Source organism: Kitasatospora sp. NPDC048194, from assembly GCF_043202455.1.
Classification (GTDB): domain Bacteria; phylum Actinomycetota; class Actinomycetes; order Streptomycetales; family Streptomycetaceae; genus Kitasatospora.
This window is the reverse complement of record NZ_JBIDAK010000001.1, coordinates 300794-327760: the sequence shown is the minus strand read 5'-3', so window position 1 is coordinate 327760 and position 26967 is coordinate 300794. Positions and strand designations below refer to the sequence as shown.

Genomic DNA, 26967 nt, shown 5'->3' with positions numbered 1-26967 from the left:
GTTCCTGACGGATCGATAGGTTATGCCTCGCCGGACCGCCGCCCGGCGCCCGTCCACGCGCCGGCGGCCCGGTCGAACCACCTCACCGCTCATCCCAGGGGGATCACCACATGACCGCCGACACGCCGCACCCCGGCAAGCTCCCGCCGGTCTTCCAGCCGCTCCTTCCGGACGACCCCAGGGAGGTCGGCGGCTACCGGCTGTTCGCCCGCCTGGGCGCCGGCGGCATGGGGCGCGTCTACCTGTCCTACACGCCGGGCGGCCGCCCGGTGGCGCTCAAGGTGGTCCGCCCCGAGTTCGCCGAGGACGGCGAGTTCCGCCGCCGGTTCGCCCAGGAGGTCAGCAACGCCCAGCGGATCCACGGGCTGTACACCGCGCAGGTGATCGACTCCGGCGGCCTGGACTCGGACGCCCCGTGGCTGGTCACCGCGTACGTCCCCGGGCCGTCCCTCCAGCAGGTGGTGCGGGAGCACGGCGCGCTGCCGGTCCGCACCGTGCTGCTGCTGATGGGCGGCATCGCCGAGGCGCTCCAGGCGATCCACAGCGTCGAGGTGGTCCACCGCGATCTCAAGCCCGCCAACGTGCTGGTCGCCGGGGACGGCCCCCGGGTGATCGACTTCGGCATCGCCCGGGCGGCCGACGCGACCGCGCTGACCGGCACCGGCTACCGGATCGGCTCCCCCGCCTTCATGGCCCCCGAGCAGGCGCAGGGCCGGGCGGTCACCCCGGCCACCGACGTCTTCGCGCTGGGCGCCCTGGCCGCGTACGTGGCCGGCGGCACCCCGCCGTTCGGCGACGGGCCGGACACCGCGGTGCTCTACCGGGTGGTGCACGAGGAGCCGGACCTGACGGCCGTCCCGGCGGACCTGCGCGAGCTGGTCCAGCGCTGCCTGGCGAAGTCCCCCGAGGACCGCCCGAAGCCGGCCGAGATCATCCAGGCCGCCCGCAACCACCCGGAGGTCGGCGGCCAGCTCCGGTTCGGCGAGGACTGGCTGCCCCGGCAGGTCAACACCGAGATCACCCGGCGCTCCGACCTGCCCAGGACTCCCCCCACCCCGCTGCCGGCCGCCCCCGCCGTCCCGCCGGCCCCGGCCGCTCCGCCGCAGCCGCTCGGCGCGCCGACCCACCCGGCGACCGTCGCGGCCCAGCCGCCGAAGCAGCCGGCCACGCCCCCGCCCGGCTTCGCCCCGCCGCCGCTCGGCGCGTACGGCGCTCCGCAGCCGCCCACCGAGACGCCGACCGCCCCGGTGCTGCCGACCCCGCCGACCGTCCCGCTCCGGGCGGAGGCGCCGTCCTTCGACACCCCGCCGCCCGGCCCGGTGGTCACCGCCGCCGTCCCGGCACCCGAGCCGGAGCCGCGGCGCCGGGGCGGGGTGTCCTGGAAGGTGCTGCTGACCGTCGCCCTGGTGATGGCGGTCGGCGGCACCGCGGGCGGCGTGGTGCTGGTGAAGAAGCTGGACGACGGCAAGAAGACCGGGAGCAGCAGCGGCACCTCCGCCCAGCAGGGCACCGGCACCCCCGACCCGGTGCCCGTCCAGGGCGGCGGCGCCCTGCCCAGCGCGAGCGCCACCGTCTCGGGCCTCCCGGTGACGGCCGCCCCCTCGAAGTCCGGCCCGGCCACCGTGTCCGCCCCGGCGCGGCCGGTCGGCTACACCCTGCTGCTGGACAAGAAGTCGCTGTCGATCCCGGCCGCCGAGTACTCCTCTGACGCCTACCGGATCGACCTGAACGCGGGCACGGTGGTGCCGCGCAGCGGCTCCAGCGACCTCAAGTGGGGCCTCGGCGTCACCAACACCGGCAGCGGCAGCAAGGCCAACTCCTTCGAGAGCGTCGGGGACGAGAAGTCGGACTTCGCCGTGATCACCGAGGCGACGGTCACGGCCGAGCAGTGCGCCGCCGCTATCGACTCCCGACCGGACACCGACCTGACGTACAACCGGGTCGCGCCCGGCCGCCTGCTCTGCGTCCGCGACCGGGACAGCCGGAACATCGCGATCGCCGCGATCACCACCGCGGACCCGACCACGGGGGCCGCCTCGATGACCATCAGCACCTGGCGGGCCGGCTGACCGGCGGGTCTATCCTGACCGGGTCCATCCCCATCCGACCGGAGCGAACCGTGTACTTCACCGACCGAGGCATCGAGGAGCTGGAGAGCCGGCGCGGCGACGAGGAGGTCACCTTCGAGTGGCTGGCCGAGCGCCTGCGCGAATTCGTCGACCTCAACCCGGACTTCGAGATCCCGGTCGAGCGGCTGGCCACCTGGCTGGCCCGGCTCGACGACGAGGACGACGAGTGACCCGGTGACCGCCGGACGAGGGGCCCGGGAGGCAACCGCCTCCCGGGCCCTTCGCATGCCCTGCCCGGGCGCGGGCGGCCCGGCCCGGAGCCCGCTCCGGCCCGGCTCGGGGGTGTGTTCGGGACGGGTCAGGGGCGGGTCAGGGACGGGTTCAGGGTCGGAACCGCTTGCTTTTCCCGGCACGCGATATATCGTCTTTCAGAGAGAACGCGATACATCGCGATCGCTGAACGGGAGGCGGCAGAGATGAGCCAGTGGACGATCGAGGGGCCCGGCCGGACCACCGTGGCCGAGGAGGTGCGCGCGCTGCACGTGCGCGTCATCGACGGCTCGGTGAACGTGGTCGCGGCGGAGGGCCAGGCCCGTCTGGAGGTCACCGACCTCACGGGCGAGCCGCTGCACGTGACCATGGTGGACGGCGTCCTGACGGTCACCTACAAGGACATCAACAGCTGGGGCGAGTTCGGCGACTGGATCAAGTCGATCGGCTCGGTCCGCAACTTCTTCGACTCCTTCAAGCGCAAGCGCTCCGTCGCGCTGACCGTGACCGTCCCGGCCGGCACCGACGTCAAGGTCGGCACCGTCTCGGCCGACGCCACCGTCACCGGCGTCGACGGCCACGTCTCGGTGCAGAGCGCCAGCGGCGACACCACCCTGGCCGGGCTGACCGGCCGGATCGACGCCAGCACCGTCACCGGTGACGTGGACGCCCAGGCGGTGGGCGGCCGGCTCAAGGTCAACACCGTCTCCGGGCAGCTCACCGTCGTCGCCGGCACCGCCGACAAGGTGCAGGCCAACACCGTCACCGGGGCCGTCACCCTGGACCTCGACGTGGCCGGTGAGACCGACGTCAAGGTCAACACCGTCAGCGGCGCGGTCGTGGTGCGCATCCCCTCGCTGGCCGACGCCACCGTCGAGGCCGGCTCCACCAGCGGCGACGTGTCCAGCACCTTCGACGAGCTCACGATGAGCAGCACCTGGGGCGCCAAGAAGATCTCCGGGCAGCTCGGCGAGGGCCGCGGCAGCCTCAACGTCACCACCGTCTCCGGCGCCGTCACCGTGCTGCGCCGCCCCGACCGCGAGGACGACGAGCCGGCGGTGGCCAAGGAGCTCCCGGCCTCCCCCGGCTCCGACCGGCCCGCCGGGCCCGACCTCACCAAGGAGGCCTGAGATGACCCCCGTGTTCGGCCACGGCCGGCTCCGGCTGTACCTGCTGAAGCTGCTGGACGAAGCCCCGCGCCACGGCTACGAGGTGATCCGCCTGCTGGAGGAGCGCTTCCAGGGCCTGTACGCCCCCTCGGCCGGTACGGTCTACCCGCGCCTGGCCAAGCTGGAGCAGGAGGGGCTGGTCAGCCACAGCACCGAGGGCGGCCGCAAGGTCTACCGGCTGACGGACGCCGGGCGCGCGGAACTCGAGGCCCGCCACGGTGAGTTGGACGAGCTGGAGCTGGAGATCCACGACTCCGTGGCGCAGCTGGCCGGGGCGATCCGGGAGGACGTCCGGGACAGCGCCAAGGACCTGCGCGAGGAGCTGTGGCAGGCCGCCAAGCAGGCCCCCCGGCCCAGGCGCGGCGAGGGCACCGGCGACCCGTGGGCCGGCCCCTGGGGAGACAACGAGTCCTGGCAGCGCGCCAAGGAGGAGTTCGCCGAGTTCAAGCGGCACGCCAAGGAGCAGGCCAAGCGCGCCCGGGAGCAGGAGAAGGCCGCCAAGGCCAAGGCGAGGGCGGCCGAGGAGGAGGCCCGCCGGCTGCGCGAGCAGGCCAGGGCCTCCCGCACCGCGGCCCAGCAGGAGGCGCTGCGGATCAAGCGCCGGGTCGAGCAGCAGGTGCGCGAGCACGCCGCCAAGGGCGACTGGCCGACCGGCCTGGCCGAGGGCCTGGCCGAGCTGACCAAGGGCCTGGCCGGGCTGGCCGACGCCGCGCGCTGGGGCCACCAGAGCACGGAGGAGCCGGACGAGCAGGTCAGGGTGACCCGGATCGACCTCGACAAGGACGCGCCCGCCGGGTCCACCGCGCCGACCGCCCCCGCCGACCTGCCGCCGTGGACGCGCACCGACCCGGCGGGCGACCCGGCCCGGGAACTGGAGCGGCTGCTCGACCGCTTCCGCGACCAGGTCCGCGACGCGGCCCGGGACGGCGGGGTGAGCGCCGAGGGGCTGGCCGAGGCCCGCACGGTGCTCGGCACGGCCGGCGAGCGGCTGAAGCGGCTGCTCGGCTGAGCCGGCGGCCGCCTCGCGCCGCCGGCCCGACGGGCACCACCTGCACCGCCCGGTCGGCCCGGTGCCCCCGCTTCGGGGGCGCCGGGCCGCCGCCGGTTCAGGGGTTGAGCACGATCTTGCCGAAGACGTCGCCCTTGGCCAGCCGGGCGAAGCCCTCCCGGGCCTCGGCCAGCGGCAGCACCGAGTCGATCACCGGACGGACGCCGGTGGTCGCGCACAGCGACAGCAGTCCGGCCAGCTCCTCCTTGGTGCCCATGGTGGAGCCGACCACCTTGAGCTCCAGGAAGAAGATCCGGTTCAGCTCGGTGGCGCTCGGGTTGGGGCCGGAGGTGGCCCCGGAGATCACGATGGTGCCGCCCGGACGCAGCGACTTCACCGAGTGCGACCAGGTCGCGGCGCCGACCGTCTCCATCACCGCGTCCACCCGGGCGGGCAGCCGGGCACCGCTCTCGAAGGCCGCGTCCGCGCCGAGCTCGACCGCCCGGCGGCGCTTGGCCTCGTCCCGGCCGGTGACCCAGACCCGCAGGCCGGCGGCCTTGCCGAGGACGATCAGCGCGGTCGCCACCCCACCGCCGGCGCCCTGCACCAGGACGGTGTCACCGGGCTTGACCCCGGCGTTGGTGAACAGCATCCGGTAGGCCGTCAGCCAGGCCGTGGGCAGGCAGGCGGCCTCCTCGAAGCTCAGTTCGGCGGGCTTGGGCAGCAGGTTCCAGGTGGGCACGGCCACCTGCTGGGCGAAGGTGCCCTGGTAGCGCTCGGTCAGGATGGACCGCGGCTCGTCCGGGCCCACCCCGTGCCCGCTCTGGCCGATCACCGAGTGGATGACCACCTCGTTGCCGTCCTGGTCGACGCCGGCGGCGTCGCACCCGAGGATCATCGGCAGCTTCTCGGCCGGCAGGCCGACCCCGCGCAGCGACCACAGGTCGTGGTGGTTGAGGCTGGCGGACCGGACCGTGACCACGCTCCACCCGGGACGGGCCTGCGGCTCGGGGAGTTCGCCCAGCTCCAGCCCGCTCAGCGGGTCGTCGGCGTCGATACGTGCGGCGTAGGCAGCAAACATGCCCCGGACGATAGCCGGGACGGCCGGAGCCGGGAACCACGCAAAGGTGTGACGCGTGTCCCGGCCCCGGGCCGTTGCCCTGCGGATCCCCCGCCCGGAAGCGGGGTCCAGTCCTCGTCAGGTCGTCAGGTCGTCAGTTCGTGCGTCCGCACGTCACCGGACCGTCAGATCCGCGCCACGCCCTCGGCGCGGGCGGCCTCGGCCACCGCCTTGCTGACCGCCGGGGCGACCCGCTCGTCGAACGGCGAGGGGATGACCTTCTGCGGGGTCAGCTCGTCGGCCACCACGCCGGCCAGCGCCTTGGCGGCGGCCAGCTTCATGCCCTCGGTGATCCGCGAGGCCCGCACCTGGAGGGCGCCCGCGAAGATGCCCGGGAAGGCCAGCACGTTGTTGATCTGGTTCGGGAAGTCGCTGCGCCCGGTGGCCACGACGGCCGCGTACCGGTGCGCCACCTCGGGGTGGATCTCCGGGTTCGGGTTGGCCATCGCGAAGACGAACGCGCCCTCGGCCATGGTCGCCACGACCTCCTCCGGCACGGTGCCGCCGGAGACGCCGATGAACACGTCGGCACCGGCCAGCGCGTCGGCCATCGAGCCCTTGAGGCCGGCGCGGTTGGTCAGCGCGGCGATCTCCGCCTTGACGTCCGTCAGGTCACCGCGGCCCTCGTACACCACGCCCTTGCGGTCGCAGACGGCCACGTCGCCGATGCCCGCCGCCAGCAGCATCTTGGCGATGGCGATGCCGGCCGCGCCGGCGCCGGAGATGACGGCCCGCAGCGAGCCCACCTCACGGCCGGTCACCTCGGCCGCGTTCCACAGGGCCGCGGTGGTGACGATAGCGGTGCCGTGCTGGTCGTCGTGGAAGACCGGGATGTCCAGGGCCTCCTGGAGCCGGCGCTCGATCTCGAAGCAGCGCGGGGCGGAGATGTCCTCCAGGTTGACGCCGCCGAAGGAGGGCGCCAGCCGCACCACGGTCTCGACGATCTCGTCGACCCCGGTGCAGGCCAGCGCGATCGGCACCGCGTCCACGCCGCCGAACTGCTTGAACAGGATGGCCTTGCCCTCCATCACCGGGAGCGAGGCCTCCGGGCCGATGTCCCCGAGGCCCAGCACCGCGGTGCCGTCGGTGACCACCGCGACGGTGTTGGACTTCCAGGTGTAGTCGTTGACCAGCTCCGGCTGCTCGGCGATGGCCGTGCAGACCCGGGCCACGCCGGGGGTGTAGGCCAGGGACAGGTCGTCCGCGTCGCGCACCGGAACGGTCGCCCGGATCTCCATCTTGCCGCCGCGGTGGAGCGCGAAAACGGCGTCGACCGGATCGTCGGTGTCCTGGGTGCTGCTCTGAATGATCTCCGCTGCCACGATGACCTCTTCGTCATTGTTCTGGCGAGGTGCGCGGCCGACGGAGGGCACGACCCGTCCGGAAACCGGAAACCGGGTACGCCGAAGCGGACCCGGGGTCGGGGTCGGGGCGCCCGTCGGGTGGCGCCCTCGGATGAGGGTTTTATGGGGTCTTGTGTTGTCCGCGTAGTGCTACCGGGCCGAGCGTAGGTCGGACCAAGGCATCGCACCTATGCCTTTTCGTCCTCGTCGCGCACCGTTCATCGCCGTGCTGTCGCGTCGACCGGGCCCGGCGTCGGAAGCGGCGGGCCCGCAACGGCAACGGCGTGAACGCACGCACACCCGTAGGAGTGAACGCAGACCCGGAGGGGAGTCGGCACCCCGGATACGGAGCCACGTGATGACTTCCGGTCCTGGGCACCCCGAGCCTGTCGGGGCTCGTCGGCCTGGTTCGAGTGTTCGGGGGTCACCCGGAACGAATTCTGACACACCCGCCGCCGGGCCCGGCAGGCCGGGATGACAGGATCGCTTGTCCGCCGTTCGGCGGGCACCACAGCGACACCCAGGCGACCGCACTACCGCCCACAGGAGCAACATCCATGCCTCACGTCCTCCAGGTCCGCCGTCCGCTCTTCGTCGCAGCCGCACTGGCCGCGGCCGGCGCCCTGCTGCTCACCGGCTGCGCCGGTGACGGGCCGGCCGCCGCGAGCGACCCGGTGAAGGAGCTCCGCGCCAAGCTCCCGAAGGCCCAGCGCTCCGCCGGGGTGCTGCGCATCGGCATGGACGTCAATTACGCGCCGGTGGAGTTCCACGGCCCGGACGGCAAGCCGACCGGGCTCGACCCCGAGCTCGCCGCGGCCCTCGGCCGGATCCTCGACGTGCGGATCGAGTTCGTGGACACCCCGTTCGACAAGCTGATACCGAACCTCCAGGGCAAGCAGTTCGACGTGGCGATGTCCGCGATCAGCGACATCCGCCAGCGCCGCGAGGGCCTGGACGAGAACGGCAAGCAGGTCAACCCGGGCGTGGACTTCGTGGACTACTTCATCGCCGGCACCTCGATCGTCGTCCCGAAGGGCAACCCCAAGGGCATCAGGACCCTGGACGACCTGTGCGGCAAGACCGTCGCCTTCCAGCAGGGCACCACCCAGGACGACATCGCCAGCCGGCAGGTGGCCGTCTGCGCCCGCACCGGGCGCCCGCTGACGGTGCACAAGGTGGAGGACGACACCAAGGCCCTCGCCGAGGTCGCCTCCGGCGCCGCCGCGGCCGGCCTGAACGACTTCCCGGTGGCCGCCTACGCGGCGAAGACCACCGACGGCGGCAACCGCTACGAGGTGACCGGTGCGCAGTCCACCTCCATCCCGTACGGGATCGCGGTGCGCAAGCAGGACACCGACCTGCGGGACGCCGTGTCCAAGGCGGTCGACCAGCTCATCCGCAGCGGCGAGTACGACAAGATCCTCGCGAAGTGGAACGTGGCCGCCGGCGCGGCGCAGAACGCGGTGATCAACGGGGGCATCTGAGCGGTTCCGTCCCGACCGGGGGCGGGCGGCCCCCGGCGGGCCTCCGGGCGGAGTGCGGAGGGGTCTGCATACTTATACGCAGGGTGACAGGGGCACGCGAATCGTCCGAATAGCGGACAGCACGAGCCCTCGTTATCCGATTTTGATCTGGATGAGGGCCACCTGACCGTCGTCAGATGGCAGGATTCCCCCCATCTCGGATCGAGCCGACCACCGGTCGAGGCGGTTCCGGTCGACGTCCACCTCGGCGGAGGGTGGCGGAAGCAGTATCCCGCACCACCCTGGGCGGTCACCTGCGCCCAGGCAACTGCACCACCAGGCATGCCCGTACGACGACGTACAGCGACCTGGCCTCCGTACGGTCCCGTACGACCAGCTGCCCCGGTGCGCCGCTGCCGCGGCGCACTCCGCCCGATTTCTCTCCCCAGGAGGAGATCCCCCTCATGACCGCCCGTACCCAGCGCACCCGCTTCCTCGCGGCCGGCGTGGCTGCCGTGTCCGTCTCCCTGGTGCTGACCGGCTGTGGCAGCAGCAAGTCCTCGACCGGCACCTCCGGCGGCGGCGTGAACGCCAGCGCCACCGTCCCCGCCGTGACCGCCGACCCGTCGCTGGCCGCCGCCGTCCCGGCCGACGTCAAGGCCGCCGGCAAGATCGTGGTCGCCACCGACGCCTCGTACGCGCCCAACGAGTTCAAGGACGAGAAGGGCACCATCATCGGCATGGACGTCGACCTGGCCAACGCCATCGCCAAGAAGCTGGGCCTGACCGCCGACGTCCAGAACGCCACCTTCGACGCGATCATCCCGGGGATCACGGGCAACAAGTACACGATGAGCATGAGCTCCTTCACCGACACGAAGGAGCGCGAGGCCTCGGTCGACATGGTGACCTACTTCAGCGCCGGTACGGGCGCCGCGGTGAAGAAGGGCAACCCGGACAAGATCGACCCCAAGGACCTCTGCGGCAAGAAGGTCGCCGTCCAGACCGGCACCACCCAGGCCTCGGAGATCAAGGACACCATCAACCCCGCCTGCGTCAAGGCCGGCAAGCCCACCGTCCCCAACGACGGCGACAAGTTCGACCTGCAGACCGACGTCACCCAGGCGCTGGTCTCCGGCCGCGACCAGGTCATGCTGGCCGACTCCCCCGTCGTCGACTACGCGATCAAGCAGACCAACGGGCAGCTGGAGAAGGTCGGCGACGTCACCGACACCGCCCCGTACGGCGTCGTGCTGGCCAAGGGCTCGCCGCTGTCCCAGGCCGTCCAGGGCGCCATCCAGTCCCTGATGGCGGACGGCACCTACAAGAGCATCCTGGAGAAGTGGGGCGTGCAGGCGGGCGCGATCGACAAGTCCGTCGTCAACGGCGCAACCAGCTGAACCCGTTGTCCTGAACACAACCCCTGAGGCCACACAGTGAACTCTTCCGACCAGGGGTCGGCGCAGCCGGGACGGCCCGAAACCCTCAAGGCCGTCCCGGTCCGCCACCCCGGACGCTGGGTCGGGGCAGCAGTCGTCGCGGTCCTCGCGGCGATGCTGATCCACGCCCTCACCACGAATCCCCAGTTCCAGTGGGACGTCGTCGGCACGTACCTCTTCGACTCCACGATCCTGCACGGCCTCGGCGTCACCCTCGAGCTGACCTTCCTCTCCATGCTGATCGGCGTCGCGGGCGGCATCGTCCTCGCGATCATGCGCCTTTCGCCGAACCCGGTGCTCTCCAGCACCGCGTGGTTCTACATCTGGGTCTTCCGCGGCACCCCGGTGCTGGTCCAGCTGCTGTTCTGGAACTTCCTGGGCACGCTCTGGGCCGAGATCTCGATCGGCATCCCGTTCGGCCCGACCTTCTGGTCCGAGCCCACCAACCAGGCGATCCCGCTGTTCGTCGCCGCCCTGCTCGGTCTCGGCCTCAACGAGGCCGCCTACATGGCGGAGATCGTCCGCGGCGGCATCCAGTCCGTGCCGCTCGGCCAGACCGAGGCCGCGCACGCACTCGGCATGAGCCAGTTCAACACCATGCGGCGGATCATCCTGCCGCAGGCGATGCGGGTGATCATCCCCCCGACGGGCAACGAGACCATCTCGATGCTGAAGACCACCTCGCTGGTCTCGGCGATCTCGCTGGAGGAGCTGCTCCGAGCCGGGCAGAACATCTACTCGCGCACGTTCCAGACGATCCCGCTGCTGCTCGTCGTCAGCATCTGGTACCTGCTGCTGACCTCGATCCTGACGGTCGTCCAGTACTACATCGAGCGCCACTACGCGCGCGGCGCCAACCGGGTGCTCCCGCCCACGCCGCTGCAGCGACTGCGCCGGCTGTTCGCCGGCAAGCCCGTCCCGCCGGCCAAGGACGACGTGGTCACGGGCCTCGAAGGAGGTGGCCACGTATGACCGACCTGACCAAGCCCCCGGCCGACGGCCGGCCCGCGCCGATGGTCGAGGCGCACGGGGTGCGCAAGTCCTACGGCCTGGTGGAGGTGCTCAAGGGCATCGACCTGGAGGTCAAGAAGGGCGAGGTGTTCGTCCTGGTCGGCCCCTCCGGCTCCGGCAAGTCGACCTTCCTGCGGTGCATCAACCACCTGGAGAAGATCAACGGCGGCCTGCTCTCGGTGGACGGCGAGCTGGTCGGCTACCGGATGAAGGGCGGCCGGCTCCACGAGCTGAAGGACCGCGAGGTCGCCCAGAAGCGCCGCGACATCGGCATGGTGTTCCAGCACTTCAACCTCTTCCCGCACATGACCGCGCTGGAGAACGTCACCGAGGCACCGGTGCAGGTGCGCAAGGAGACCAAGGCCGCCGCGCGGGAACGCGGGATGGCCCTGCTGGAGCGGGTCGGCCTCGCCGACAAGGCGAGGAACTACCCCTCGCAGCTCTCCGGCGGCCAGCAGCAGCGCGTCGCGATCGCCCGCGCGCTGGCCATGAAGCCCAAGCTGATGCTGTTCGACGAGCCGACCTCGGCGCTCGACCCGGAACTCGTCGGCGAGGTGCTGGACGTCATGCGCGGCCTGGCCGAGGAGGGCATGACGATGATCGTCGTGACCCACGAGATGGGCTTCGCCCGCGAGGTCGGCGACGCGCTGGTGTTCATGGACGGCGGGGTGGTGGTCGAGTCCGGCACGCCCCGCGAGGTGCTCACCAACCCCCAGCACGAACGCACCAGGACCTTCCTCTCCAAGGTGCTCTGACCCCGTCCGGTCGGCGCCCGGCAGGAGACCTCCTGCCGGGCGCCGCCGTTTTGCCCGGTTGGGTAATAGGCTGGAAGCAGTCAGCCCGTTACCGAAATCTCTGGAAGGACCGCCGTGGAGCTCGCCTCGTACGCCGATCTCGCCGTTCGGCTGGTGAACACCGAGGAGCCCGAGCGCGGCACCGACACGCTGACCTCCGTGGACGCGGTGCGCGCCCTGTTCTCCGACTCCTCACGGGCCGCCGCGCTCGCCGACGAGTCCGACGTGCCGCGGCTGCGGAGCGTGCGGACCAGGCTCCGCGGGGTGTTCGAGGCCGCCGCCGAGGGGGACGAGGTCCGGGGTGTCGACCTGCTGAACAGCCTGCTGATGGAGTACCCCGTCAGCCCGCTGGTCTCCGGGCACGACTACCTGGACGACGCCGGCCGACCGCGCTGGCACCTGCACCTGGCCGACAACTCGCCGACGGCCACCGCGCACTTCAGCGCCGTCGCCTGCATGGGCCTGGCCGTGCACCTCACGGAGCTGGGCGCCGACCGGCTCGGCATCTGCCAGGCGGCGCCGTGCCGCAACGCCTACCTGGACACCTCCACCAACCGCTCCCGCCGCTACTGCTCGGACCGCTGCGCGACCCGCGCCAACGTGGCCGCCTACCGGGCCCGCAAGCGCCAGGAGGCCGAGGCCGCGCTGCACGCCGGCCAGTAGCGGCCGCCACCGGCGGGCGGCCGGCGACGGCAGGGAAGCCCCCGCGCGGGAGGGCTCAGACGTCCTCGACCCACGCCCCGAGCCGGCGGGCCAGGCCCGGCAGCCGGGCCAGCCGGGGGCTCAGCAGCAGCCGCTCCAGCCGGCGGCCCGGTGCCAGCCAGGCCGGGCTCGGGCGCAGCCGCAGCAGCACCCGGCCGAGCACCAGGTCGTCCGGGACCGGGCCGTAGCTGCGGCTGTCGCTGTCCACCGGCCGGTTGTCGGAGAGCAGCCACCAGCCCTTCGGCCGGCGCTCGGCGGCCCGCTTCACGACCAGCAGGTCCTGCTGGAAGGGGTGGCGGAACAGCACCACCGCGCCGGGCCGGATCCGCGCGCCGTAGCGGACCAGCAGCTGGTCGCCCTCGCGCAGGGTCGGGACCATCGACGGCCCCGAGACGTCGACCAGCCCGAACGGCACCACGCCGGCCCTCGCACCGGCCTCCGGCTCCCTGCTCCGCGCCACGACTCCTCCTCCCGGACGGTCCGGCACCAGTCTGCCGTACGGGACGCCATCCGTTCGGTGTCCGGATTACCCCGGTTCTCCATCCGTCTTTCGCCCTAGGCCCACCGCCCGATCGCGAAACCCGGAGGGCGGAAGGGTAATCTCGGGCACGGGAAGACGATCTAAGGAAGGACTCCCATGTTCTCTCGTCTGTTTGCACCGCGTGCCACCGCCCACGCCCACTGCGACCTGCCCTGCGGCGTGTACGACCCGGCGCAGGCGCGGATCGAGGCCGAGTCGGTCAAGGCCACCCAGGAGAAGTACCAGGCCAACGAGGACCCGCACTTCCGCGCCCGCGCCATCATCATCAAGGAGCAGCGCGCCGAGGCCGTCAAGCACCACATCTCGGTGCTGTGGAGCGACTACTTCAAGGCCCCGCACTTCGAGAAGTACCCGCAGCTGCACAAGCTGATCAACGACACCCTGAAGGCCGCCTCGGCCGCCAAGGCGTCCACCGACCCGGCCACCGGTCAGGCCCTGCTGGACCTGATCGCCGAGGTCGACAAGATCTTCTGGGAGACCAAGCAGGCCTGAGCCTGACGCGTCGACACCCGGCCGCCCCCGTCCGCCCGTCGGACGGGGGCGGTCGTGCGTTCGCTCCCGGTCCGCACCGGGGTCCGCACCCGCTCCGAGCCTGCTCCGGGCCCGAGCCGGGTCCGTGCCCCGCCCCGAGCGCCCCACCCCCGGTAAGGGTTGCCTGCCCTGAGTGGCTGTTATGCTGCCAGGGCGTCCGAGGGGGAAGTCCGGTGCGAATCCGGCGCTGACCCGCAACGGTGAGCGCGGTCCGGGGCACCCCCGCGTCCGCGCCAGTCCGATCGCCCCCGGTCGCTGACCTCCCGACAACTCGCCGTGGACTGCGAGGGGACGGCGCCCGGGCACGCCCCCGGCCGGCGCCCGCCCCGGCGCACCCGCGGCCCGAGGCAAGGCGCGGCCCCACGTGCACCGAAGTTCGCCCGTCCGCCGAATACCCGCCCTCCCGCTCGCCGCGGGCCTGGCCGTCGCCCTGCTGCTGTCACTGGTCTGCGGGGTCGCGCTCGGCGCCTCCGGGATCGGACTCCCCCGGGTGCTGCGGCTGCTGGGCGCCGGGCTGACCGGCGGCCGGCTGGACGCGGCCGAGGCCGCCGGCTACGCGATCGTCTGGGAGATCCGGCTGCCGCGCACCGTGCTGGCCGCGGTGGTCGGCGCCGGCCTGGCCGCCACCGGCGTCGCCGTCCAGGCGCTGGTGCGCAACGCGCTCGCCGACCCGTTCGTCCTCGGCATCTCCTCCGGCGCGGCCGTCGGCGCCAACGCCGTCCTGCTGTTCGGCGCCTTCGCCTCGCTCGGGGTGTGGGCGGTCTCCGCCTCCGCCTTCGGCTCCGCGCTGGTCGCCATGGCACTGGTCTACGTCGCCGCCCGCACCGCGTACGGCCTCACCCCGCTGCGGCTGGTGCTCACCGGAACCGCCCTGTCCTACGGCTTCTCCGCCGCCACCACCCTGATGGTCTTCGCCGCTGACCGCGGCGAGGCCGCCCGGTCCGCCATGATGTGGCTGCTCGGCAGCCTCGGCGGTGCCACCTGGGGCTCGGTGCCCGTCGCCGCCTGCACCGTGCTGGCCGGCCTGGGCCATCTGCTCTGCGCGGCCGGCCGGTTGGACGCGCTCGCGATGGGCGACGAGACCTCCGCCTCGCTCGGCGTGGACCCGGACCGGCTGCGCCGGGAGCTGTTCGCCGTCACCGCCGCCGTCACCGGGACCGTGGTCGCGGTCAGCGGGGCGATCGGCTTCGTCGGGCTGCTGGTGCCGCACCTGGCCCGGATGCTGGTCGGTGCCGCCCACCGCCGGGTGCTGCTGGTGGCGCCGCTCGCCGGGGCCCTGCTACTGGTCTGGGTGGACATCGCCTCGCGCACCCTGCTGGCGCCCGCCGAACTGCCGGTCGGGGTGTTCACCGCGGTGCTCGGGGTCCCGGCCTTCCTGCTGCTGATGCGCCGCCGCGGCCAGGCCCTGGGTGGCCGCTGATGCCGCGCACCGAACCGACCGGGGGCGCCGAGGCGCTGGCCGTCGACGCCGTCACGGTGGAGCTGGCCGGCGCCCGGCTCGTCCACGAGATCAGCCTGGAGGCCGCCGCCGGGCAGGTGGTCGGCCTCGTCGGGCCGAACGGCAGCGGCAAGTCGACCCTGCTGCGCTGCGTCTACCGGGTGCTGCGGCCGGCCGGCGGAGCCGTCCGGCTGGACGGCGACGACCTGCACGCGCTCTCCGCCCGCGAGACGGCCCGGCGGGTGGCCGCGCTGTCCCAGGAGCACTCCGCCGAGTTCGACTTCACGGTGGCCGAGGTGGTCGCCATGGGCCGGCTGCCGCACCGCCGGGGGCTCGGCGGCCCGACCGACGGGGACCGGCTGCGCTGCACCGAGGCGCTGCGCAGGGTCCGGGCCGGCCACCTCGCCGACCGCGGCTTCCTGAGCCTGTCCGGGGGCGAGAAGCAGCGGGTGCTGATCGCCCGCGCGCTCGTCCAGGAGCCGCGGCTGCTGGTGCTGGACGAACCCACCAATCACCTGGACATCGCCCACCAGTTGGAGGTGCTGGCACTCGCCCGGGAGGCCGGTCCCACGGTGCTCACCGCCCTGCACGACCTCAACCTGGCGGCGGGCCACTGCGATCGGCTGTACGTGCTGCGGGCCGGCCGGATCGTCGCCTCCGGCGAGCCCCACGCGGTGCTCCGCCCCGAGCTGCTGGCGGAGGTGTTCGGCGTCCGGGCCACCCCCGTCCGGCATCCGGCGACCGGCGCCCTCCAACTGCTGTTCGACCGCCTGCCCTGACCTGCTCGCGGACCACTCCGATCCGAAGGAAGCGACATGCGTACCAAGGCCGTTGCCGTTGCCGCTGCCACCCTGCTCGCCCTCGGGCTCACCGCCTGCGGCGCCGAGATCGCCCCGGGCCCGGCGGCCGCCGCCTCCGCCCACTACCCGGTGACCGTGGACAACTGCGGGGAGAAGCTCACCTTCTCGCACCGGCCCGCCCGGGTGGTGACCAACGACGTCAACATGGCCGAGCTGATGTTCTCGCTCGGCCTCGCCGACCGGATGGCCGGCTACGTGATGCCGGACGACAAGGGCCGGGTCGACCGGGTGGCCTGGAAGGACGGCTACCAGCAGACCAGTTGGCTCTCCAGGAAGTCGCTCACCAAGGAGATCGCCCTGGACGCCGGGGCCGACCTGGTGTTCGCCGGCTGGCACTACGGCTTCGACGAGGGCAGCGGCGTCACCCCGCAGGCGTTCAAGGCGCTCGGGATCGACTCCTACGTGCTCAGCGAGTCCTGCCGCAGCGGCCGGGGCAGCGAGCGCGGGGTGATGGACCCGCTGGACGCGCTCTACACCGACCTGACCAACCTCGGCGAGATCTTCGACGTCAGGGACCGCGCCGACCGGCTGGTCGCCGACTTCCGGGCGAGCATCGCCGCCGTCCCCCGGCCCGGACGCCGCCCGTCGGTCTTCCTGTACGACAGCGGCCAGGACAAGCCGTACACCGCCGGGAGGTTCGCCGCCGCCGACCGGATCATCGACCGGGCCGGCGGGACCAACATCATGGGCGACCTCGCCGACAGCTGGGTCACCGCGGGCTGGGAGAGCGTGGTGCGGCGCGATCCCGAGGTGATCGTGATCAACGACTACGCGACCCCGAGCGCCGAGGAGAAGCGCGCGTTCCTCAAGTCCTTTCCGCCGCTGGCCGGCGTCTCCGCGATCAGGAACGACCGGATCGTGGTCATGGACTACGCGGACCTGGTCGAGAGCCCGCGCAACCCGGCCGCGATCAGCACCCTGGCCGCCTACCTGCGCACCGTGCCGGCCGGCTGACCGGCGTCCGACCGGCCCGGTCCCACCGGCCCGGTCGCACCCGTCCGGTCGGGCGTACGCTCGGAGTACGAGCCGACGGACCGACCGGAGGAACGAGACCATGACCACCATGGCGGCGCCGTCCGCCTTCGACACCCGGGCGCTGCGCGAGGGCATCGAGCGCTGCGACGCCGACGCCCTGCTGGCGCTGTACGCCGAGGACGCCGAGCTGCGCGTGGTCGACCGCAAGACCCAGCCCAGCCACCCCCTGGTGATGCACGGGCGGGACGAGATCGGCGCGATGCTGAACGACGTCTACGGCCGCGAGATGACCCACAAGCTGGAGCAGGTGGTCGTCCAGGAGGACCACGTCGCCTTCCTGGAGTCCTGCCGCTACCCCGACGGCGTGCGGGTGCTGATGGCCTCGATGGCCGACCTGCGGGACGGCCGGATCGTCGACCAGACCTCGGTCCAGGCCTGGGACGAGCCGGGGGTCGAGCAGTAGGCTCGCGGCATGATCCGCACCGCCGTCGCCACCGACGTCCCCGTCATCCTGACCATGATCCGCGAGCTCGCGGAGTACGAGCGGGCTCCGCAGGAGGCCGTGGCCACCGAGGAGCAGCTCCGCGAGGCACTGTTCGGCCCGAACCCCGCGCTGTTCGGTCTGATAGCCGAGGACGACACCACCGGCGAACCGGTCGGCTTCGCCGTCTGGTTCCTCAACTTCTCGACCTGGCGCGGCTCCCACGGGATCTACCTGGAGGACCTCTACGTCCGCCCGGAGGCCCGCGGCGGCGGCCACGGCAAGGCGCTCCTGCTGGAGCTGGCGCGGATCGCCGTCGAGCGGGGCTACGCGCGGGTGGAGTGGTCGGTCCTGGACTGGAACCAGCCCTCGATCGACTTCTACAAGTCGCTCGGCGCGGTGCCGATGGACGAGTGGACCGTCTACCGGCTCACCGGCGAGGCACTCACCGCCGCCGGCAGTCGTTGACCGTCCGGGACGTCGGGAACCGGCGTCCGGGCAGTCGGCGTCCGAGACGTCGCCGGGCGGACGCCGGGAAGTCGGAAGTCGCCGGACCGGCTGCTGAGTACGGGCAAAGGCCCTGCCACCCAGCGTCGCAATGCCTTACCATGAGTAACTCTCGCACCGGGGTGCGGAGCACACGCAGCGAAGGCGGATCAGCGGCATCGGCGCCCTTCGAGGGGTGGCAAGGCGCCCCTCGACGGGTAGCACAGGTACCAACCAAGCACAGCGCGTCACCCAGGAGGCAAGGGTGTCCCAGATCGACAGCGATCTCGGAGTTCAGGACTTCGTGGAGGTCCGGCTGCCCGCGGCGGGGGCTTACCTCTCCGTGCTGCGAACAGCGACCGCCGGGCTCGCGGCCCGGCTGGACTTCACCCTCGACGAGATCGAGGACCTGCGGATCGCGGTGGACGAGGCCTGCGCCATCCTGCTCCAGCAGGCGGTGCCCGGGTCCGTGCTGTCCTGCGAGTTCCGCCTGGTCGGCGACTCGTTGAAGGTGACGGTCGCGGCTCCCACCACGGACGGCAGGGCGCCCGAGCGGGACACCTTCGCCTGGACGGTGCTCTCCGCGCTGGCCGGCGAGGTCGACTCGTCGGTCGCCGAGGACAACACCGTGTCCATCAGCCTGCACAAGAAGCGCGGCGGGTCCGCCGCCCACTAGCCGGCCCCGAGCAGCACCCTGCAAGGGCCGTCCGCCGCTCCCCCACCGGGGCCCGGCGGGCGGCTCCCGGTACCGCCGCCGTGCGGTACGACCAACGAGACGATGCCGGGGCCCACGGCCCCGGCGCTCCCGGAACGGAACGGGGGAATGGCCGTGAGTGATCTGGACCGTACCGGCCTCGCGACGGCGGGCCCTGCCGTACCGACCCAGGCGAGCGTTCCCGGCCTCGCCGCCAACGACGAAGCGCACCCGAAGGACGCCCACCGGATGAGCCACCCGACCGAGCCGACGTCTGAGCCGACGCCCGCCTCCACACCCCCGCCGGACCCGGCGGACGGGGCCGTGGAGCTGCACGGCGCCGTGCCCGCCCAGGGCTCGCACCGCACCGGCGCCCCGGACCGGGAGGCCGCCCGCGCGCTGTTCGTCCGGCTGTCGGCGCTGCCCGAGGGCTCCCCGGAGCGCGTCGAGCTGCGCAACCAGCTGGTGCGGATGCACATCCCGCTGGTGGAGCACCTGGCCCGGCGCTTCCGCAACCGCGGCGAGCCGCTGGACGACCTGACCCAGGTCGCCACCATCGGGCTGATCAAGTCGGTGGACCGCTTCGACCACGAGCGCGGGGTCGAGTTCTCCACCTACGCGACGCCGACCATCGTCGGGGAGATCAAGCGGCACTTCCGCGACAAGGGGTGGGCGGTGCGCGTCCCGCGCCGCCTCCAGGAGCTGCGGCTGTCGCTGACCACGGCCACCAGCGAGCTCTCCCAGCGGCACGGCCGCTCCCCCACGGTGCACGAGCTGGCCGAGCACCTGGGGATCTCCGAGGAGGACGTCCTGGAGGGTCTGGAGTCCGCGAACGCGTACTCCACGCTGTCCCTGGACGTCCCGGACAGCGACGACGAGTCGCCGGCCGTGGCGGACACCCTGGGCGCCACCGACGAGGCGCTGGAGGGCGTCGAGTACCGCGAGTCGCTCAAGCCGCTGCTGGCCCAACTGCCGCCCCGCGAGCAGAAGATCCTGGTGCTGCGGTTCTTCCGGAACATGACCCAGTCGCAGATCGCCGCCGAGGTGGGGATCTCCCAGATGCACGTGTCCCGGCTGCTGGCGCGGACCCTGGCCCAGCTGCGGGAGAAGCTCCTGGTGGAGGAGTAGGACTGACGGCCGCTCAGCCCGCGCGGGCGCGGCCGTCCGGCACGCTCAGGACCCCGGCGGCCCTGCGCGCTCAGCCCTCGTGCTGGGCGTACAGGGCCGCCGTCGTCTTCGGGTTCAGCAGCGAGCCGATCCCCACCAGGCCGAGCAGGCCCACCACCGCGCCGACCGCGATCATCGCGCCGCCGCTCTGGATCATGTAGTACGCGACCGGCAGGCAGATCGAGTTGGTCAGCACGGCCGGGCTGCGGCCCCAGCGGCGCTCCCTGAGCAGCGCCCGGGCGGCCAGGACGGGCAGCACGCCGAGCAGCACGATGACCAGGCCGCCGAACTCGTTCAGGGCCAGCTGCTTGGCCTGGCCGGACACCGCGGACACCATGTCCGAGACGCCGACGACGGCCAGCGCGACGCCCTCCAGGGCGGTGATGGCGGCGCCCACGGTGAGCGGAACCGGGCGGGCGGATGCGGGTGCGGGGGTTTCTGCGGTCACTCCAGCAGGGTAGCCGCCGGTTGGTACGTACCGACCCGTAGGCTTTCCCCATGCGCGCTCTCCTGGTCGTGAACCACAAGGCCACCACCACCAGTGGCCGCACCAGGGACGTACTGATCCACGCCCTGCGCAGCGACCTCAAGCTGGAGGTCGCGGAGACGCAGTACCGGGGCCACGCGCGCGACCTGGCCCGCGAGGCGGCGCAGGACGGCACCGTCGACCTGGTGGTGGCCCTGGGCGGCGACGGCACGGTCAACGAGGTGGTGAACGGGCTGCTGGCGCACGGCCCGGGCGAGCGGGTCCCGCGACTGGCCGTGGTGCCGGGCGGTTCGACCAATGTGTTCGCCCGCGCGCTGGGCCTGCCCAACGACCCGGTGGAGGCCACCGGCGCCCTGCTGGACGCCCTGGACCGGGGGCGCGAGCGGCCGATCGGGCTGGGCAAGGCGATGACCGAGGGGCTGCCGGACCGCTGGTTCACCTTCACCGCCGGCCTGGGCTTCGACGCCGGGGTGGTCGGCCGGGTCGAGGAGCAGCGCCGGGCCGGGCGGAAGTCCACCCACGCCCTGTACGTCGGGCAGGCGCTCCGGCACTACTTCACCCAGCGTGAGCAACGCCGAAAAGGCCCGGTGACCCTGGAACTACCGGGCCACGAGGCCGTGCCGGGCCTCGTCCTGGCGATAGTCAGCAACACCTCGCCGTGGACGTTCCTCGGCAACCGTCCGGTCTACCCCTCGCCCCTCGCCTCCTTCGACACGGATCTCGACGTCTTCGGCATCACCCTGATGACGGCGTTCGGCACCGCTCGAACGGTCCGTCAGATCCTGCGGTCGCACGCGCCTTCGAGCGACGGCGCCCCACCGGCCGGGCCGTCCGGAAAGCACGTCGTCTCCTATCACGACGTCAGGCACTTCACCTTGGTTTCGCAGGAACCCGCCCCGTTCCAGGTCGACGGGGACCATCTTGGAGACCGGAGGCGGGTCAGTTTCACAGGCGTACGGCGGGCACTGCGTGTGATTGTGTGACCGGAAGCGGGCTTCACCCTTCTTCTCGAACGCACAAGCCCCCTTCACTCCATAGAAGTACTGGCTGTGAGCTAGGCGACACCGAAGAATCAAAAATTCCTCCCCGAAGGGGGTTGTATCCGAGCCCGAGGTTTGCGAACCTCTACATGGCGATCGGGACACATCGCAGCGACGGCACCTCCGGAACCACAGGAGCGCCGACCGCGGGGTGTCCCTCGAATCGCCGAATCCCCCTAGCGCAGACCACCCGGGCCCGGTGGGCCTTTGGTCTCTTTTGCTGTTGTGGGATTCGTGAAAGCGTTCACATTCACAAGCCATTCGATTATGCCGATCGGGCCACCCCCGCGGCAGGAGGAGTTGGACGACCATGGACTGGCGCCACCGCGCTGTCTGCCGCGAAGAGGACCCGGAGCTGTTCTTCCCGATCGGGAACACCGGTCCTGCTCTGCTGCAGATCGAGGAAGCCAAGGCCGTGTGCCGCCGCTGTCCGGTGATGGAGCAGTGCCTCCAGTGGGCGCTCGAGACCGGTCAGGACGCCGGCGTCTGGGGCGGTATGAGCGAGGACGAGCGTCGTGCGATGAAGCGCCGTGCCGCCCGCAACCGCGCCCGCACCGCCTGATCAGCCCCGTCTGGTCACACGCCGTAGCAGCAGCAACAACCGCAGTACCGATCAACACATGATCAAAGGCTTCCCTGCACCTCCTGGTGAAGCCTTCCGCACAAAGGGCCCCGCCTGGCGAGGTCCCGCGACACCCGGGCCGTCCAGCCACTTGATACTGTTCACTTAGAGCAATATCGTGGAGCTGAGGCGCTCACCGTGTGCAACGCACCGGCCAGTGTCGCACCACCCAGAGCCCCCGTTCCGGCCGACTCCCCCCGACGGCCGGAACGGGTTGAGAGGCCCTGTCGACCCACCCCCCCCGGTCGACAGGGCCTCGTTTCTGTTTCCGTCGGGGTCGGCCGTTCGGTCCCCGCCGGCTGCGCGGGGCCCGAGGCGCAGGGCGCGCGGGGTGCGCACCCGGCGCTTCCACTGGGCGCACGCCCCTGCCGCGCACCCGATGCATCAGCGGACGGGGATCTCCAGGACCACCTTGGTCCCGCCATTCGGGCCGGCCACCATGTCGAACGTGCCGCCGAGCTCCCCGGTGGCCAGCGTGCGGACGATCTGCAGACCGAGGTTCCCCGCCGTCTTCGGGTCGAACCCCTCCGGCATGCCCCGGCCGTCGTCCTGGACGGTGATCAGCAGGTACTCCTCCGGCCGGGCGCCGCCGTTCCAACTGTCCGACCAGCCCATCCCGGTCGCCGGGGCCCGGCCGCGCAGGGCGCTCACCTCCAGGTTCCCGGAGGCCGTCGGGCCGAACGCGTGCTCCAGGGCGTTCTGCAGCAGTTCGGTCAGCACCATCGACAGCGGGGTGGCCACCTCGGCGGAGAGGATGCCGAAGCTGCCGGTGCGGCGGGTCGCCACCCGGCCGTCCTGGGACAGCTCCATCACCATCGCCAGCACCCGGTCGGCGATCTCGTCGAAGGCCACCCGCTCGTCCAGCCCCTGGGAGAGCGTCTCGTGCACGATCGCGATCGAACCGACCCGGCGCACCGCCTCGTCCAGCGCGGCCCGGCCGGACTCCGACTCCATCCGGCGGGACTGCAGCCGCAGCAGGGCGGCCACGGTCTGCAGGTTGTTCTTCACCCGGTGGTGGATCTCCCGGATGGTGGCGTCCTTCGTCATCAGCTCGCGGTCACGGCGGCGCAGCTCGGTGACGTCCCGGCAGAGCACCAGCGAACCGGTCAGCGTGCCCTTGGGCTTGAGCGGGATGGCGCGCACGGTCACCACTCCGCCCTGCGCCTCCACCTCGGTCTGCCGGGGCGCCCAGCCGCTGGCCAGCTTCACCAGCGCCTCGTGGACGGCCGAGCGGGACGGCGGCGCGAGGTCGGCGGTGGTCCGGCCGAGGTGGCTGCCCACCAGGTCCGTGGTGAGGCCTAGCCGGTGGTAGGCGGAGAGGGCGTTCGGGCTGGCGTAGGTGACGATGCCGTCCGCGTCCAGCCGGATCAGGCCGTCGCCGACCCGGGGCGCGGCGTCCATGTCGGCCTGCTCGACGCCGGGGAACGGGAAGCTGCCGGCGGCGATCATCTGGGCCAGGTCGGAGGCGCTCTGCAGGTAGGTGAGTTCCAGCCGGCTGGGGGTGCGGACGGTCAGCAGGTTGGTGTTGCGGGCGATCACCCCGAGCACCTTGCCCTCGCGCCGGACGGGGATGGACTCGACCCGGACCGGGACCTCCTCGCGCCACTCCGGGTCGCCCTCGCGCACGATCCGCCCCTCGTCGAAGGCGGCGTCCAGCAGCGGGCGGCGGCCGCGCGGGACGAGGTGGCCGACCATGTCGTCCTGGTAGGAGGTGGGGCCGGTGTTGGGCCGCATCTGCGCCACCGAGACGTAGCGGATGCCGTCCCAGGTGGGGATCCACAGCACCAGGTCCGCGAAGGAGAGGTCGGAGAGCAGCTGCCACTCCGAGACCAGCATGTGGAGCCATTCCACGTCAGCCCCGGTGAGGGTGGTGTGGCGGCGGACGAGTTCGTTCAGCGAGGGCACATGGCGAGCGTAGCGCCGCCGGTCGGGGCCGGGCGCGGCGGACCGGAGGGCGGACCTCCGGAGGCGGGCGGGCCGGGCGAGGGCCCGGCGGGGCCGGGCGGGGGCGGGGACGGCGCGGCTCCGGGGCCGTCCGGGCGGCCAGCAGTTGTTTAGACCAATTTCCGGTCCGGCCTGGACAACTCAGATTGGTCTAGTCCACAATGGAAGGGCACCAAGGAGAGGCCACCGCGCAACCGCCCTGACCGCGCGCGGCCCCTCCTCGGTCGGACACCGCCGAGCGAGGACCCCGCACAGTCCTCGCCCGCTCCCGGTGCCCGACGACAGCTCCGGGCTGCGGTGCCGCACGGGTTGAGGGTCCCGTGTCGGCGCCGTGGCCCGTAGTGCTGTCCGGGGTATTCCTCCCCCACCCCCTTCCCCTTGACCGCGTTCCGCCGCTCAAGCGGCCGGTTCCTCGTCCACAGCCTGTGGACGGGGAACCGGCCGGCGCGCGACGCTCAGTGGGTCTCGGTGACCTTGGCCAGGGCGCGCGGGGCGTCCGGGTCCTGGCCGCGGGCGATGGTCACCTCGTAGGCCAGCTGCTGCAGCGGCAGGATCTCCAGGATCGGCTGGAGCTCCTCGGGCACGCCGGGCGGCAGCGCGAAGCCCGCCGAGGCGGCGTCCACCTGGGCCTGCTGGCCGATCACCACGAGATCCGCACCGCGCCCGCGCAGCCGGTCCAGCACCGGCTGCAGGGCCTCGCCGCCCTTGCCGTCCGGAACGATCGCGATGACCGGGGAGACGTTGTCCACCATGGCCAGCGGACCGTGCAGCAGGTCGGCACCGGAGAACGGGCTGGCCGGGATGTATGTCGTCTCCATCAGCTTGAGCGCCGCCTCGCGGGCCGTCGGGTAACCGTAGCCGCGCGAGGTGATGACCAGGCGCTGGGCGAAGCGGTAGCGCTCGGCCAGCGCCCGCACCTCGGCCTGCCGCTCCAGCACTCCGGCGGCCAGGGCCGGCAGCCCGGCGGCGGCCGACCCGTCCCCGCCGCGCAGGCCCTCGACCAGCAGGTAGAGCGCCAGCAGCTCGGCGGTGTAGGTCTTGGTGGCCGGCAGCGCCTTCTCCGGTCCGGCCAGCACGTCGATGTGGAACTCGGAGACCTCGGCCAGCGGCGAGTCGGGGTTGTTGGTGACGGCGAGGGTGATCGCCCCGGCCTCCCGGGCGGCCTTGGTGGAGGCGACCAGGTCGGGCGAGCCGCCGGACTGGCTGACGGTGACGACCAGGACGTCGGTGAGGTCCGGCTTGGCGCCGTACGCGGTGATGGTGGACATCGAGGTCAGGCCGGCCGGCTTGCCGAGCAGGATCTCGACCAGGTACTTGGCGTAGAGCGCCGCGTTGTCGGACGTGCCGCGCGCGGTCAGTAGGACGAAGCGGGGGCTGCGGGCGGCGATCGCGGCCGCGATCCCGCGGATCTTCGGCGCGCCCTCGTCGAGGATGCGCCGGAGGACGGCCGGCTGCTCGGCCATCTCCGCCGCCATGATCCGGCCGGGGACGGAAACAGTCTGCGGGTCGGACATCTGGGTGTGCCTCCGATGAGATGGGTCGACCCCGTCCGGGCGGTCGCCCGACGGGGACCTCTACGGCGGCGAGTCCGCACACTCGCTGCGGCTTGCTGGCTTGCTGGCTTGCTGGCTTGCTGGCTTGCTGGCGCAATCCTACGAGGGCGCCTGCGGCCGAGCACCCCCGAAGCGCCCGGCCGCACGGTCCTCGCGGCGGCCCGGCGAGGGCGTGCGGCGGCGGGCGGGGCGGCGGGCCGGGCAGTGGCGTTCCGGCGTCAGGACGCGTTGTTGATCAGCTGGTCGATCGCGGCGTCGGCGTCCTTGGTGGCCTGGTCGACGGACTTGCCCTTGAGGATCGCGGCCAGCATGTCGGGGATGATCTTCTGCTTCTCCACCGCGCCCCAGCCGGGGGCCAGCGGGGTGAACCAGGCGTCCGGGACGGCGTTGGCGGCCGCGGCGGTGGTGGCCTTGTTCTTCAGCGGGTTCAGCTGGGTGAGGTTGTTCGGCAGGATGTCCTTGTCGGCCAGCGCCTGCTCGGACTTGGCGCTGGTGAACATCCGGATCCAGTCGGTGGCCGGCCCCGGCTGTGCGGACTTGGCGGTGACCGCGAGGTCGGAGCCACCGATGAAGGTGGGCAGCGGCTTGCCGTCCGGGCCGGGCATGGTGGCCACCTTGACGACGTCCTTGAGGCTCGGGTCGCCGGTGACGGGCGCGGTCACGCTGGCCGCCTCGAAGCCGTTGCCGTAGAAGGCGGCGGCGTGCCCGCGGGCCATCGACTCGAACTGGTTCTGCTCGTTCACCGTCAGGTCGCCCTTGTTGTACTTGCGCACCAGGTCGACGAAGTGGCTGATGCCCTGCTGGGACTTGGGGTCGTGCAGGGTGCCGTGCCAGTTGCCGGAGCTGTCGAACCTGGCGATGCTGCCGCCGTACGCGGCGACGTAGCTCATCGCGGCGTACCAGTACGGGCCGGGCAGGTACAGCGGCGAGAAGGTCCGGTCGGACTTGCTCCGGTCCGCGATCCGGTCCAGTGCGGCCAGCAGGTCGCTCTCCGTCCTCGGGAAGTCCGCGCTGCCGGTGGCCTGCTGGAAGGTGGCGGAGTTGTAGACGGCGACCCGGGCGCCCGCGTAGTACGGCACGCACCACAGCTTGTCCTGGTAGGTGCAGGTGTTGGCGAGCGCCTTGATCCAGCTGTCGGAGTTGTCGAAGGTGGTGCGGTCGACCGCGGCGAGGGCGCCGGACAGCACGTACTTCATGGTCTCGGTGTTGCCGAGCTCGACCACGTCGGGGGCGTTGCCGGCGGCGAGGGCCTTGTCGAGCTTGCCGACCTTGTCGGCCCAGCCCTGGTAGGCGAGCTTGAGGCTGACGCCCGGGTACTTCGCCGCGAACTCGTCGTTGACCCGCTGCACGAGGTCGGGCCAGTTCTTCTGGGCGTCGTCCATCAGCCAGACGGTCACGGTGCCGGTGGCGGACTTCGGATCGGCGGAGGATCCCCTGCCGTCCGCCGAGGGTGAGCCGGACGAGGAACAGGCCGTCAGTCCGGCCGCCAGGGCGGCGATCGCGAGCGACGCGGACACGAGCTGACGCTTCATCACGCCATCCTCCGAGGGTTGTTCAAGAACGGTGGTGCCCGCCGACAGCGTGATTGGCGCCCGCGGCGGAGAGTCCGGGCGGGGCGGCGAAGAGCGTCGAGGAGGGCGCGATACCAGATCCGGCGACGGTCACGTCCCAACCGGATGCATGGACTCTGGCCTAGACCAAGTGCGGTGTCAACGGCCAACAGGCCTTGTCACCAAGGCCGTTGCAGAGCCGTTGTACCGCATGGCGATCAGTCGCCGGG

Annotated in this window: 26 protein-coding genes and 1 riboswitch; of the genes, 19 read left to right on the top strand and 7 right to left on the bottom strand. The window is 72.3% G+C overall.

Annotated elements, in window-relative coordinates; translation table 11 throughout:
- Positions 1 to 110 precede the first annotated feature (110 nt).
- The 4 genes from ACGF07_RS01645 (at position 111) to ACGF07_RS01630 (ending at position 4517) form a co-directional block, all read left to right on the top strand.
- A complete protein-coding gene (locus ACGF07_RS01645; protein WP_392894484.1) occupies positions 111 to 2069 on the top strand; it encodes a serine/threonine-protein kinase in 1959 nt (652 codons plus the stop codon).
- Positions 2070 to 2119: 50 nt separating this feature from the next.
- Entirely contained in the window at positions 2120 to 2299 is a 180-nt protein-coding gene (locus ACGF07_RS01640) for a DUF6104 family protein (protein ID WP_030235677.1), read from the top strand.
- A 246-nt stretch (positions 2300 to 2545) separates the two neighbouring features.
- Complete coding sequence (locus ACGF07_RS01635) at positions 2546 to 3469, top strand: DUF4097 domain-containing protein (RefSeq protein ID WP_392894482.1); 924 nt, start codon at positions 2546 to 2548, stop codon at positions 3467 to 3469.
- Position 3470: 1 nt separating this feature from the next.
- Complete coding sequence (locus tag ACGF07_RS01630) at positions 3471 to 4517, top strand: PadR family transcriptional regulator (protein ID WP_392894481.1); 1047 nt, start codon at positions 3471 to 3473, stop codon at positions 4515 to 4517.
- A gap of 97 nt (positions 4518 to 4614) precedes the next feature.
- Here ACGF07_RS01630 and ACGF07_RS01625 read toward each other — a convergent pair whose 3' ends face one another.
- Positions 4615 to 5577 carry a zinc-binding dehydrogenase gene (locus ACGF07_RS01625; protein WP_392894479.1) on the bottom strand — a complete coding sequence of 321 codons (963 nt, stop codon included), beginning with the start codon at positions 5575 to 5577 and terminating at the stop codon, positions 4615 to 4617.
- Between the two features lie 164 nt (positions 5578 to 5741).
- Positions 5742 to 6938: an NADP-dependent malic enzyme gene (locus tag ACGF07_RS01620; protein WP_392894478.1), complete on the bottom strand. Its 1197-nt coding sequence runs from the start codon at positions 6936 to 6938 to the stop codon at positions 5742 to 5744.
- A gap of 578 nt (positions 6939 to 7516) precedes the next feature.
- On the opposite strand from ACGF07_RS01620, the gene ACGF07_RS01615 reads away from it, so the two are divergent.
- From ACGF07_RS01615 to ACGF07_RS01595, 5 genes are all read left to right on the top strand, one after another.
- The gene (locus ACGF07_RS01615) at positions 7517 to 8443 is read left to right on the top strand and encodes an ABC transporter substrate-binding protein (protein ID WP_392894476.1); all 927 of its coding nucleotides are present in this window, start codon (positions 7517 to 7519) and stop codon (positions 8441 to 8443) included.
- A 443-nt stretch (positions 8444 to 8886) separates the two neighbouring features.
- Positions 8887 to 9822, top strand: a complete 936-nt coding sequence (locus tag ACGF07_RS01610) for an ABC transporter substrate-binding protein (protein ID WP_392894474.1) — start codon at positions 8887 to 8889, stop codon at positions 9820 to 9822.
- A gap of 36 nt (positions 9823 to 9858) precedes the next feature.
- The gene (locus tag ACGF07_RS01605) at positions 9859 to 10833 is read left to right on the top strand and encodes an amino acid ABC transporter permease (protein ID WP_350748802.1); all 975 of its coding nucleotides are present in this window, start codon (positions 9859 to 9861) and stop codon (positions 10831 to 10833) included.
- Positions 10830 to 11627: an amino acid ABC transporter ATP-binding protein gene (locus ACGF07_RS01600; RefSeq protein ID WP_350748799.1), complete on the top strand. Its 798-nt coding sequence runs from the start codon at positions 10830 to 10832 to the stop codon at positions 11625 to 11627. The genes ACGF07_RS01605 and ACGF07_RS01600 overlap by 4 nt, the downstream gene beginning before the upstream one ends.
- A gap of 114 nt (positions 11628 to 11741) precedes the next feature.
- The gene (locus ACGF07_RS01595; protein WP_350747619.1) at positions 11742 to 12329 is read left to right on the top strand and encodes a CGNR zinc finger domain-containing protein; all 588 of its coding nucleotides are present in this window, start codon (positions 11742 to 11744) and stop codon (positions 12327 to 12329) included.
- 55 nt (positions 12330 to 12384) lie between these two features.
- Here the strand turns inward: ACGF07_RS01595 and sodX are convergent, their stop codons facing one another.
- The gene (gene sodX / locus ACGF07_RS01590) at positions 12385 to 12828 is read right to left on the bottom strand and encodes a nickel-type superoxide dismutase maturation protease (protein WP_392894472.1); all 444 of its coding nucleotides are present in this window, start codon (positions 12826 to 12828) and stop codon (positions 12385 to 12387) included.
- 177 nt (positions 12829 to 13005) lie between these two features.
- Here sodX and sodN point away from each other — a divergent pair, with 177 nt between their 5' ends.
- The 8 genes from sodN to ACGF07_RS01550 all read left to right on the top strand — a co-directional run bounded on the left by sodN (position 13006) and on the right by ACGF07_RS01550 (position 19502).
- The gene (gene sodN / locus ACGF07_RS01585) at positions 13006 to 13401 is read left to right on the top strand and encodes a superoxide dismutase, Ni (protein WP_350747625.1); all 396 of its coding nucleotides are present in this window, start codon (positions 13006 to 13008) and stop codon (positions 13399 to 13401) included.
- Positions 13402 to 13600: 199 nt separating this feature from the next.
- Positions 13601 to 13688: riboswitch (cobalamin riboswitch) on the top strand.
- A gap of 116 nt (positions 13689 to 13804) precedes the next feature.
- Positions 13805 to 14860 carry an iron ABC transporter permease gene (locus ACGF07_RS01580; protein WP_350747628.1) on the top strand — a complete coding sequence of 352 codons (1056 nt, stop codon included), beginning with the start codon at positions 13805 to 13807 and terminating at the stop codon, positions 14858 to 14860.
- The gene (locus ACGF07_RS01575) at positions 14860 to 15657 is read left to right on the top strand and encodes an ABC transporter ATP-binding protein (protein ID WP_392894469.1); all 798 of its coding nucleotides are present in this window, start codon (positions 14860 to 14862) and stop codon (positions 15655 to 15657) included. Before ACGF07_RS01580 ends, ACGF07_RS01575 begins: the two co-directional genes overlap by 1 nt.
- Positions 15658 to 15693: 36 nt before the next feature.
- Complete coding sequence (locus ACGF07_RS01570; protein ID WP_392894467.1) at positions 15694 to 16692, top strand: ABC transporter substrate-binding protein; 999 nt, start codon at positions 15694 to 15696, stop codon at positions 16690 to 16692.
- Between the two features lie 100 nt (positions 16693 to 16792).
- Positions 16793 to 17176: a nuclear transport factor 2 family protein gene (locus ACGF07_RS01565; RefSeq protein WP_392894466.1), complete on the top strand. Its 384-nt coding sequence runs from the start codon at positions 16793 to 16795 to the stop codon at positions 17174 to 17176.
- Positions 17177 to 17185: 9 nt separating this feature from the next.
- A complete protein-coding gene (locus ACGF07_RS01560; protein ID WP_350747638.1) occupies positions 17186 to 17662 on the top strand; it encodes a GNAT family N-acetyltransferase in 477 nt (158 codons plus the stop codon).
- Between the two features lie 283 nt (positions 17663 to 17945).
- On the top strand, positions 17946 to 18356 hold the full coding sequence (locus tag ACGF07_RS01555) for an anti-sigma regulatory factor (RefSeq protein WP_350747641.1): 411 nt from the start codon (positions 17946 to 17948) through the stop codon (positions 18354 to 18356).
- Between the two features lie 267 nt (positions 18357 to 18623).
- Entirely contained in the window at positions 18624 to 19502 is an 879-nt protein-coding gene (locus ACGF07_RS01550; RefSeq protein WP_350747650.1) for an RNA polymerase sigma factor SigF, read from the top strand.
- A 70-nt stretch (positions 19503 to 19572) separates the two neighbouring features.
- Here the strand turns inward: ACGF07_RS01550 and ACGF07_RS01545 are convergent, their stop codons facing one another.
- Positions 19573 to 19989 (bottom strand): hypothetical protein, encoded by a 417-nt coding sequence (locus tag ACGF07_RS01545; RefSeq protein ID WP_392894464.1) that lies wholly within the window; start codon positions 19987 to 19989, stop codon positions 19573 to 19575.
- A 50-nt stretch (positions 19990 to 20039) separates the two neighbouring features.
- Between ACGF07_RS01545 and ACGF07_RS01540 the strand changes: the two genes are divergently transcribed.
- Positions 20040 to 21011, top strand: coding sequence for a diacylglycerol kinase family protein (locus ACGF07_RS01540; protein ID WP_350747647.1), 972 nt, complete (start codon positions 20040 to 20042; stop codon positions 21009 to 21011).
- A gap of 367 nt (positions 21012 to 21378) precedes the next feature.
- Positions 21379 to 21630 carry a WhiB family transcriptional regulator gene (locus tag ACGF07_RS01535; protein WP_014138019.1) on the top strand — a complete coding sequence of 84 codons (252 nt, stop codon included), beginning with the start codon at positions 21379 to 21381 and terminating at the stop codon, positions 21628 to 21630.
- Positions 21631 to 22074: 444 nt separating this feature from the next.
- Here ACGF07_RS01535 and ACGF07_RS01530 read toward each other — a convergent pair whose 3' ends face one another.
- The 3 genes from ACGF07_RS01530 to ACGF07_RS01520 form a co-directional block, all read right to left on the bottom strand.
- The gene (locus ACGF07_RS01530) at positions 22075 to 23595 is read right to left on the bottom strand and encodes a PAS domain-containing sensor histidine kinase (RefSeq protein ID WP_350748134.1); all 1521 of its coding nucleotides are present in this window, start codon (positions 23593 to 23595) and stop codon (positions 22075 to 22077) included.
- Between the two features lie 494 nt (positions 23596 to 24089).
- Positions 24090 to 25148 carry an SIS domain-containing protein gene (locus tag ACGF07_RS01525; protein WP_392894462.1) on the bottom strand — a complete coding sequence of 353 codons (1059 nt, stop codon included), beginning with the start codon at positions 25146 to 25148 and terminating at the stop codon, positions 24090 to 24092.
- A 257-nt stretch (positions 25149 to 25405) separates the two neighbouring features.
- Complete coding sequence (locus ACGF07_RS01520) at positions 25406 to 26719, bottom strand: extracellular solute-binding protein (RefSeq protein ID WP_392894460.1); 1314 nt, start codon at positions 26717 to 26719, stop codon at positions 25406 to 25408.
- Positions 26720 to 26967 lie beyond the last annotated feature (248 nt).